Here is an 8,689-nt window from a genome sequence, read left to right as displayed (position 1 = left end):
CAATTCTAGGTTGGCGTTAGGGGGTCATTTTTACAGTGGCGGTGACACCTACACCTCAATAAGGCAAGGTTTTGCCTGCGATGGATAACGAAGGAAAGTAATCATGGGTCTTGAGTACAGGGATATTGATGTTCGCTCACGTGAGCATATGGTCAAAGAGATTGAAGCAGATATCCACGCACAAAAGCTTTTCACTGGTAAACGTTTAACTGAAGAGGGTGTAAAAGCCTGGCCAGAACTGCTGAAAGAAGCGGCAGCCAATCATTCGGATGACTGGCTAGCCGATCAGATAAGAGCTCGTCGGCTGATGAAAAGCCAAGAGCAAAGAGCCAAGCCAAAAGGCGGGTTCACGCTGGCGCAAGTCCCACATAACGCCCCGGAAACCCTCGCAGAAGGCGAATTCAACCGTTATTTCGTCCGAGGCTTGTGCCTCAAGGCAATCGAAGAACAAATCCCCGAGCTGGAAGCTTATCGCGCAAAGCATTCATTGGTGCCCCGTCCAGAGTCAGAGGCGGTAATAGGAAGAAGATTCGCACCCGAGCAGTTACTCGAGGATATTCGTAACTCTCCAGGCGTAGAGCCGGCATTGGGTGTTCCTCCCGGACCTAACTCAGGAATATCCGTGAAAATCCCTTAATTCGCGAATCTGATGTCCGATACAAAAAAGCCCCGACAGGCGATTACCTGAGCGGGGCTTTTTAATGCCTGAAGCAATCCTTTTGCACCCACGCTGCACCCACGGCGTTTTTTAGGTGAGTGCTTAAATCGCTAGAGGCCATGTTTTATATGGTGTCCCAGGGCCGGTTCGAACGGCCAACCTTCCCCTTAGGAGGTGGAGGCCAAGAGCAGGTGTACGGAGCTCTAAGCTTGATCATGACAGTATCCGTATTACTGCGCTAGCGCTTGTAGAAGGGGACATCATGTCATTTTCTATTCGACCTGGACTTCTATTTCGTTGCTCCCGCGCAATCGCTCCCATGCGGATTCGAACGTCTTTCTGCTGATGAAAAGTTCGGTGCGATTTTCTAGTCTGCTCCACACGTCTTTTTTCACCCAACGTTTGCCACTTTTCATAGGTGGTAGCGCGCTAGGCTCGTAGCCGAGATCGCGAATTTCCTTGATGATCGCTAGTTCCTGTAGTCTGGATTTTGATACTTGCCTTCGCTCTTCTGGGGCACCTTCCGCCTTCTGCTGCGCCTCAATGGCCTTGATATCTGCTAGGGGTATCAACAGATCGCTCGTGCTCAAAGTGCTCTTCCATTTTCCTGTAATTCCTGGCTCAAGCGTTAGGAGCTCGCCAGCCTGATTAAGCGCCAGGTGAGGGAATGGGATTGTAGACTGTTCCTGAATGTCGATTACTATTCGCGGTGGCAATCGAAGGTAGCCGAATACTGTCTTGCCCCTTCGCTTCAGCAAGCGATCATCTAGCAGATCGTCCAGCATTGCGATTCTGTGCTCGTACTCGGTAATCATCTTGCGAAGGTCAAGCACCTGCTGATCATTCAGCCTGCTGAACTCGTCGGTCAAACCGAGAGCGTTCCTTTTCAGGTGATCTTTCCAGTCTGCTATGCGGGCCTTCTTGGTCTCGAGTTCCAGCTCTTCATCATGCGCACCGTGACCCATCAGCCAGCGCTCTGTTTGGTTGAATGCCAGACCGTCGAATAGAAAGCAGACTGGAATCCGAAAGAGTGAGCCGTGTTCGAGAATCTGGCGCTCAGTTGCGTTCCAGCGGCTCGCAAGCTCTGGAATGCTTAGGAACTGTGGTTCGATCATGCTCGCTTCCTTTCGGCCGACTGTTCGGCTGATATCGCGTCCAGATGATCCGCGTACCATTGCATCATGGTGGCACGCTGAGCTAAGTATTTTGCCTTGTTATAGACGCCAGCCACACCAGCTTTCTTGTGTGATAGCTGCGCCTCAATGTGGTTCTCGTCGAATCCGTTCTCGTTCAACACGGTCGACGCGATGTGTCGGAACCCATGGCCAGTTTGCCGACCTTCGTACCCCATCCTGCGTAGCGCCATGAGGAACACAGTATTACTCCGGGGCTTTGTATGATCACTTCGCCCTGGAAAGAGGAGGGCGTAAGCACCTGTGTATTTGCGCAGTTCTTCCAACGCTTCGATGGCTTGGGTCGTGAGTGGCACTAAGTGTTCCTGGCCTTTTTTGCGGCCCTTTCGCTCAACAGGGATCGTCCAGACCCTTGTGCTGAAATCAAACTCCGACCATCGCGCCTCCCGCAGCTCACTTGGACGTACTGCAAACAAGCTGAGAAGGCGCAGACCAAGCCTTACATCATGAGCGTGAGGGTAGGCGGCGATTGCACGCATTAGACCGGGCAGCTCGTTCGGGGAGACATGAGCGTAGTTTTCGGCGCTGCGCGATTGTAGGTATTTTTGTAGACCCTCGACTGGCTTGTGAGTCGCGCGGCCGGTTACTCTCGCTAGATCGTAGATATCACGGCAGTAGGAGCGAACGCGGCTCATCTGCTCCAAGATACCCATCTGCTCCATGCCTCGCAAAAACTCCATCCACTCGAGTGGGGTGATATCCACGTAGAGGCGTCGACCGAATACCGGGAAAACGTGGCGCTCAAGTGCTCCGATGATTCGCTTCGCTGTATCGGCATCCCAATTGGCCAGCCGCGACTGGTACCACTCGCGGGCCAGCGGCTCGAATGTTTGCCCGGCTGCAGCTTGCTCAACCTTTTTGCGTGCCTGCTTGGAAATAATCGGGTTTTTTCCATCGGCTGCGTCTGACCTAAGTTCCCCGGCCTTTTGTCTCGCCAGCGCACCGCCGACTTCTGGGTACCCGCCCAGACCGAGCCAAGACCACTTGCCGTCAGGCTTCTTGTAGCGGAACTGCCAAGACTTCTGTCCGTCAGGCTTCACCCTAAAATAAAGGCCACCTCCGTCCAGCTCGCGGTATTCCTTCACGCAAGGCTCTAGACCGGCTAATGCGGTATCGGAAAGAGGGCGACGCTTGATTTCGGAGCGCTTCATCGAGTGTGTATCCCCTCGGTTCAATTATTTGGTGAGGATACACGGCGGGATACACGAAGGGTAGATATAGATATACACAAGAAGGTACGGTTAGAAACAAGAAAGCCCGCACTAGGCGGGCTTCTTGGGGTGATTCACAGACTGCTGTAGACGTCTGTAAATCGGTACTTGGTAGCTACACAGGGACTTGAACCCCGGACCCCAGCATTATGAATGCTATGCTCTAACCAACTGAGCTATGTAGCCAAGTGGCGCGCATTATTCTCGGAGAACGCATATGTGTCAAGCGTTGTTGTGAAAAATAATTGCGTGCGATCAACCGGTTAGCTGGCTGCCCTCGCGCAAGGCAGGTTTTTCGGGCTTTTACCGGAACAGGGTGTCCATCAGCTCCATATCATCGAATTCTTCTACCCGCTCCAGCATCTCTGCCATGTCGCGCTGATCCCTGAGCCAGGCTTTAAGGCTTTTCGGGTCAGTCAGTGCGTCCAGTTCATCCTGTGCGTCGTCGAGGTGTTCACGTATGGCCTTGAGCTGCTTCGCACATTTTGCATTGACCGTCTTGGGTCGGATGTCCTCATAGGGGTCCATCAGGAATTGTTCCCGGATCAGCATTTTGCGGTCGTGGATCTCGTCTTCCAGCTCTCTGAGTTGTTCGCTCAGGATACGGTTGAAGTGCTTCAGGCGTTTGTCGGTGATGTTGTCGATATGCGTCTGGTCGATCTGCTCGATCTCCATTTGCATTTGCATTTGCAGCAGCGCCAGCAGGTTGTCATTTTCGTACGCTTCGTTGACCCGTTGCATGAGCGCCGTTTTCCGCTCGCGCTCATCGGCATCCTGCTCGCGGTCCGGGTGCAAGGCGCTGGCCAGTTTGCGGTAGATTTCGCGCAATGACTGGCTGCCTTCCGCCTCTTCCTGTTCACGGCGTATTTCGCTGGCAGTGGGCTTCTTCGGCTGTTGGGTGCTTTGCGCCTGTTCGGCCTGCTCGCGCAGTTTCTCCTCAATGTGCTGGGTCACATCATCTATGGAGTTCAGGTCGACATCGTCTCCCAGTTCCACGCCCAGCTCTTCTTCCTGCGAGGACTTGAACAGCTGGTTTTGCAGGCGCTCATCCTCGTCGTAATCGCTGCCGGTGTATTTGAGGTAGAGCTGCTTCAGTTCTTCATCGTGTTCGCCGCCCATGAGCGACATCGTCATGACACAGATGATTTCCAGCAACGTGGCTCTGTCTTTCTTGCTCAGACGGAACTGATCGAAGGCCACGTCGAGCAGGCGCAGCTTGGTAATTTCGTTTTCGGCCTGCTCGCTGAGCATCGGGACCAGCTCTTCGACCCAGAGCTTTTCGCAGGTTGTTGAAATAACGAGCCATTGCTGCAGAAGTTTGCGCCTGGTTTCGAGCTTTTCCATCAACGTGTTGAATTTCTTCTGACCGGCGCTCAGTTGAGGCCTGGACGGTTGCGCGACGATACGCGGTGAGGCGGGCGGTGTGGTCATGGCAAGACCTCCTTGACGAGGGGACCGCTAAGACGGGGTCAATCGGTTTGCCGAAGTTTACGTTTCCAGTGTCCTGTTCGGGATGAATATTTTGCTGCCCTGAAAGAGCCTTTCCAGCCTCGTGTACGGTCCGGTTCTTGCTTCAGTGTCGGCGGTACGTCAATTGCTGCGCCATATGGTACGAAAACCCATCATCGGCCGTGCTTTTCGTACCAATGTGAGGCGACACGTATCGCCATTGAAACAAGAGCATGGCATTTTGCTGTTAGCGTTTTTTAAAAAAAAGCATCGCCTCTGTTTGCTCAGGTCTGGCAGGTGTTCACGGGGAGTCGCAGGACATGAACAGTCTTTTGTCACCAGGCATGCGCCTGATGGGACATTTTGGTTTCGCTCGCAAGTTTCAGGTCTTGTTCCTGCTGTTCATGTTGCCGCTGGCGGGCAGCGCATGGGTCATCACCAAGGAGTACAGCAACAAGCTCGATGTCATTTCCGGCGAGCAATCGGGCGTGCGTCAGTTGCTGGCGCTTGATGATCTGAATATTGAACTGGCTGCCCAGCGCGACCATGCCGCACGCTGGAAAGCTGCCGACATTCTGCGTGAACCGACCCCGGCTGCGAAAGCTGCGATGGCCAACGTCGATGCAGGCATCCCGCGTATCACCAAAGCCCTGGAAGGCGTTGATGCCGCATTGAAGCGGGAAAACGCGCCTGCCGACACGATGAACCGTTTCAAGGCGCTTCAGGCGGCAGTCACCGGTCTGGACACTGCGTCATTGCGTACGGTGGGCTGGTGGCCCGATGGTTATGAGCGCTTCACGACGGTGTTGAACCTGGTTCAGGCGCTGCGCGAGCAAATCGCAATGGACAGCGGGTTGATTCTCGACCCCTGGCTTGAAACCTACATGCTCATGCAGCTTTCCACCCAGCAAGTACCGGATCTGATCGAGCGTATCGGCCGCCTGTCGAGTGTGGGGCAAACGTCGGTGGCGTCGGGTCAGTTCAGCCTGCAGAGCCGCTTGCAGATGCGCGATCTGCGCGGTCGTATCGATGATTCCAAGGATCAGATGCAGAAGGCTGCCAGCCTGCTGTTATCCAAGCTCCCCGAGCAGTTGCAGCCTTGGGCCGACAAGTACGCTGCGGTCAAACAAGTGCTGGAAACCGAACTGAAGGTCATTGATGACGGGGTTTTTGGCGGCAGCATCAAGCTCAAGCCGGAAGAGTTTGAAAAGAGCATCGACACCTTGACCGGCAGCACGGCGGATCTGCGCAGGCAGTCGCTTGATGCGCTCAACGGCCGTCTCGATTACTACCATGAAACCTCCAATATGGAGTTCATCCCGATGGCGGTGATCTTCTGTGTTCTGGTGATCATGGCCATCTATCTGTTCGCCTGCCTGCAATCCTCGATTCGCAACAGCGCCAGCGGCATTACCACGCTGGCTGAATCGCTGCGTGACGGCAATCTGTGTGTCGAAGTGGCCGTGCAGGGGCGTGACGAGCTTGCCGCTATCAGCAGGGCGCTCAATGTCGCGGTTGTGCAGCTGCGTAACAGCCTGCTGGGCGTCAATCAGGAGACCGTGCGTGTCGGCGATGCAGTGCTGACGCTGAATGCTCAGTCCAGTGGGACGCTGACCGAGGTCGAAGACCAGCAACAGCAGATCAGCCAGATCGCTGCGGCAGCAACCGAGCTGGCCGCTACTTCTCAAGGTGTGGCCAGAAGCTGTGAGCAGGCATCTGAAAGCGCAAGGCATACCCGGCGTATTGCCGAGCAAAGCAGCCAGGACAGCCAGCGCACCACCGATAGCATCCAGCAGCTCAATCAGCGTCTGACCGAAACCGCCGCCGCCCTGGGCCGGGTCAGCGAGCAGGGCCAACAGATTCAATCGGTGGTGGACGCCATTCGCGGTATCGCCGAGCAGACCAACCTGTTAGCGCTCAACGCAGCGATTGAAGCGGCGCGGGCAGGTGAGCAAGGGCGCGGGTTCGCTGTGGTTGCCGATGAAGTGCGCAGCCTGTCGCAACGTACGCAGGCCTCGACCGCTCAGATCGCCGGGACGGTCGACAGCTTGCGCTCCACCGTGACTCAGGCGGTGAACCTGATGGAAGCTGCCTGCGGACAAGCCGTCAACGATGCGCAGTCGGTAACCGGCCTGGGTGTTCGTCTGGGCGAAATCGCCACGGCAGTGCAGGGCGTTACCGATACACTGGCGCAAATATCGACGGCCGTGGAAGAACAGGCATCGACCGCCGACGAGGTCAGCAGCAACATCCAGCAGGTCGATCAGGCAGCCGGGCGTTTGCTTGAAGGTGCGCGAGCGGTCAATCAGGCAGCGGATACCCTGAGCCAGGGCAGTCGGGCGTTGAATGACAATACGGCGCGGTTTCGATTGGGGTGATTGCGCGGCTTGCCACGTTAGACTGAAAACCCGGTGTGGCCATACCCAGCCGGTTTTTCCGTTTTTGTGGCCGTGATCTAAAAAGTTGGATCAGCGGATATGTATTCAACCATTTGATGACTGACGGGAGTCGACACAAGGCGTAAAATGCGCGGATTTTGCAGGCGAAAGGTTTCTTGAGAACGCAGCTCACCGAAAAACACAGGGCAGATGGTGTCAGCCCGCTAAAACGTCGAGGTTTATCCGAGTCGTCAGGCCATCCTCGCGTCGCTATATTGATGTGCACTTACAACGGGGCCGCGTACCTCCGTGAGCAGCTTGAATCGTTTTCCGCCCAGACCTTTCGCAACTGGGTTGTTTATGTTTCCGACGATGCATCGACTGATGACACCCTTGGCATACTTTCCGACTACCAGGCCCGCTGGGGGCGCGAGCGGCTGGTCATTTTCAGCGGGCCTTGCATGGGCTTTGCAGAGAATTTTGTCTCGCTGGTTCAGCGTTCTGAAATAAAAGCCGATTATTTCGCGTTCAGTGATCAGGATGACGTCTGGTTCAGCGACAAGCTAGAGAGAAGCGTAGGGCACCTTGAGCTACTGAAGCCCGATACACCGGCGCTTTACTGCTCCAGAACCCGGCTGGTCGATGCAGACTTGAAGGTCATCGGGGTTTCTCCGCTGTTCAAAAAAACGCCGTCTTTTAAAAATGCCTTGGTTCAGAGTCTGGCAGGTGCCAATACGATGCTGATCAACCAGGCGACCCGTGGTTTGTTGGCCAAATTGCCTGAACACGCTCCCCTGATCGCCCATGACTGGCTCACGTATCTTCTGGTTACAGGATGCGGCGGCCAAGTGTTCTACGACGCCGCCCCCTGCCTTTACTATCGCCAACACCGCGGAAACCTGATCGGGGCCAATGCGAGCACTCGAGAACGGTTGATACGATTTCGAAAAATGCTTTCGGGGCGATTTGCCAAGTGGAACGATGCCAATGTGGCGATCCTCAAGGACATGGAGTGTGTACTCACTGAGGAAAGCCGGCACGTACTGGAGTATTTTGAAAACGGTCGTAAGCAGCGTTTTTTCAAGCGCGTGTACACGCTTCGAAAATCCGGAATTCACCGGCAGACTGTGCAGGGCAATCTGAGCCTGATCCTGGCGGTGTGCCTGGACAGAGTTTGAGGTTGGATAACAATCTCCCTCAGCCGTTACGACCATTTAATGCTAGCGGAACGAGTTTCGGCGTTTACGTAAATCAGTAAGCCTCTGTTTTATCGGGTGCCTTGTATATCTGATAAGCCGAGTTAGGTGAATCCGTGACCGCTTCAAAATGGGTGTGAATGTATTCTTCAATCCATCGATGCGAATTTGAGAATCTGAGTTCTTCTCGTCCATCCATCGCCATGTTGAAGACTAATGCGAAACCGGGATCAGCCTTCTTTATGCGTTGAATTTCAGCTCGTTGAAAAGCCTCGCTTCGAGGCGAGAGTGCGTAAATTTCCCAGAGCGGCGCATCGCGCCCCAGCAAGGGATAAGCTCCCGGCCAGAAAGGTAACACCAGTACGCTTCTGCCCGCTGGAGCATAGCGATCGGTCAGATCCCTCAGAAGATGTACCGCTTCAGCCGTGCTGGGGTCCATGGACAGGCTCGATCCGGNGGACCCCGGGTTGCCAAGCGGCAAGAATGAATAAACTGACGACACTCGTAAGCAGGGCCAGTGCCCACTTTAAAGTTTCTGAGTGAAGTGTCCCTAGGAATGGTCTGAAGTAGGCCGCTATTTTTAGACTGCTGAGCCATAGCCGCT

The 8,689-nt window shown here is 54.8% G+C and carries 7 protein-coding genes and 1 tRNA gene; 3 read left to right on the top strand and 5 right to left on the bottom strand.

What is annotated here, in order from left to right; all coding sequences use genetic code 11:
- The first annotated feature begins 103 nt into the window (after positions 1-103).
- On the top strand, positions 104-637 hold the full coding sequence (locus AO277_RS08320) for a hypothetical protein (protein WP_044319905.1): 534 nt from the start codon (positions 104-106) through the stop codon (positions 635-637).
- A 293-nt stretch (positions 638-930) separates the two neighbouring features.
- On the opposite strand, the gene AO277_RS08315 is transcribed toward AO277_RS08320, so the two are convergent.
- From AO277_RS08315 to AO277_RS08300, 4 genes are all read right to left on the bottom strand, one after another.
- Entirely contained in the window at positions 931-1,773 is an 843-nt protein-coding gene (locus tag AO277_RS08315) for a hypothetical protein (RefSeq protein WP_044319904.1), read from the bottom strand.
- Complete coding sequence (locus AO277_RS08310; protein WP_044319903.1) at positions 1,770-3,002, bottom strand: tyrosine-type recombinase/integrase; 1,233 nt, start codon at positions 3,000-3,002, stop codon at positions 1,770-1,772. The genes AO277_RS08315 and AO277_RS08310 overlap by 4 nt, the downstream gene beginning before the upstream one ends.
- Positions 3,003-3,171: 169 nt before the next feature.
- Positions 3,172-3,248 (bottom strand) — tRNA-Met (locus AO277_RS08305).
- A 117-nt stretch (positions 3,249-3,365) separates the two neighbouring features.
- A complete protein-coding gene (locus AO277_RS08300) occupies positions 3,366-4,493 on the bottom strand; it encodes a J domain-containing protein (protein ID WP_044319902.1) in 1,128 nt (375 codons plus the stop codon).
- A 338-nt stretch (positions 4,494-4,831) separates the two neighbouring features.
- On the opposite strand from AO277_RS08300, the gene AO277_RS08295 reads away from it, so the two are divergent.
- Together AO277_RS08295 and AO277_RS08290 are read left to right on the top strand one after the other, a co-directional pair.
- Positions 4,832-6,889: a methyl-accepting chemotaxis protein gene (locus tag AO277_RS08295; RefSeq protein WP_044319901.1), complete on the top strand. Its 2,058-nt coding sequence runs from the start codon at positions 4,832-4,834 to the stop codon at positions 6,887-6,889.
- 176 nt (positions 6,890-7,065) lie between these two features.
- Entirely contained in the window at positions 7,066-8,067 is a 1,002-nt protein-coding gene (locus AO277_RS08290) for a glycosyltransferase family 2 protein (RefSeq protein WP_002552119.1), read from the top strand.
- Between the two features lie 73 nt (positions 8,068-8,140).
- Here AO277_RS08290 and AO277_RS08285 read toward each other — a convergent pair whose 3' ends face one another.
- Positions 8,141-8,524 (bottom strand): hypothetical protein, encoded by a 384-nt coding sequence (locus AO277_RS08285; RefSeq protein WP_052834996.1) that lies wholly within the window; start codon positions 8,522-8,524, stop codon positions 8,141-8,143.
- Positions 8,525-8,689: the final 165 nt, after the last annotated feature.

The sequence above is a fragment of the Pseudomonas amygdali genome (genome assembly GCF_002699855.1).
In the GTDB taxonomy this organism is placed as follows: domain Bacteria; phylum Pseudomonadota; class Gammaproteobacteria; order Pseudomonadales; family Pseudomonadaceae; genus Aquipseudomonas; species Aquipseudomonas amygdali.
Note: the sequence above shows the minus strand (reverse complement) of the source record. Positions and strands in the feature narration are given on the sequence as shown.

Excerpts from the sequence above, each read along its gene's own strand:
- AO277_RS08320 (WP_044319905.1), top strand. The coding sequence starts at position 104 with ATGGGTCTTGAGTACAGGGATATTGATGTTCGCTCACGTGAGCATATG.
- AO277_RS08315 (WP_044319904.1), bottom strand. The coding sequence starts at position 1,773 with ATGATCGAACCACAGTTCCTAAGCATTCCAGAGCTTGCGAGCCGCTGG.
- AO277_RS08310 (WP_044319903.1), bottom strand. The coding sequence starts at position 3,002 with ATGAAGCGCTCCGAAATCAAGCGTCGCCCTCTTTCCGATACCGCATTA.
- AO277_RS08300 (WP_044319902.1), bottom strand. The coding sequence starts at position 4,493 with ATGACCACACCGCCCGCCTCACCGCGTATCGTCGCGCAACCGTCCAGG.
- AO277_RS08295 (WP_044319901.1), top strand. The coding sequence starts at position 4,832 with ATGAACAGTCTTTTGTCACCAGGCATGCGCCTGATGGGACATTTTGGT.
- AO277_RS08285 (WP_052834996.1), bottom strand. The coding sequence starts at position 8,524 with ATGGACCCCAGCACGGCTGAAGCGGTACATCTTCTGAGGGATCTGACC.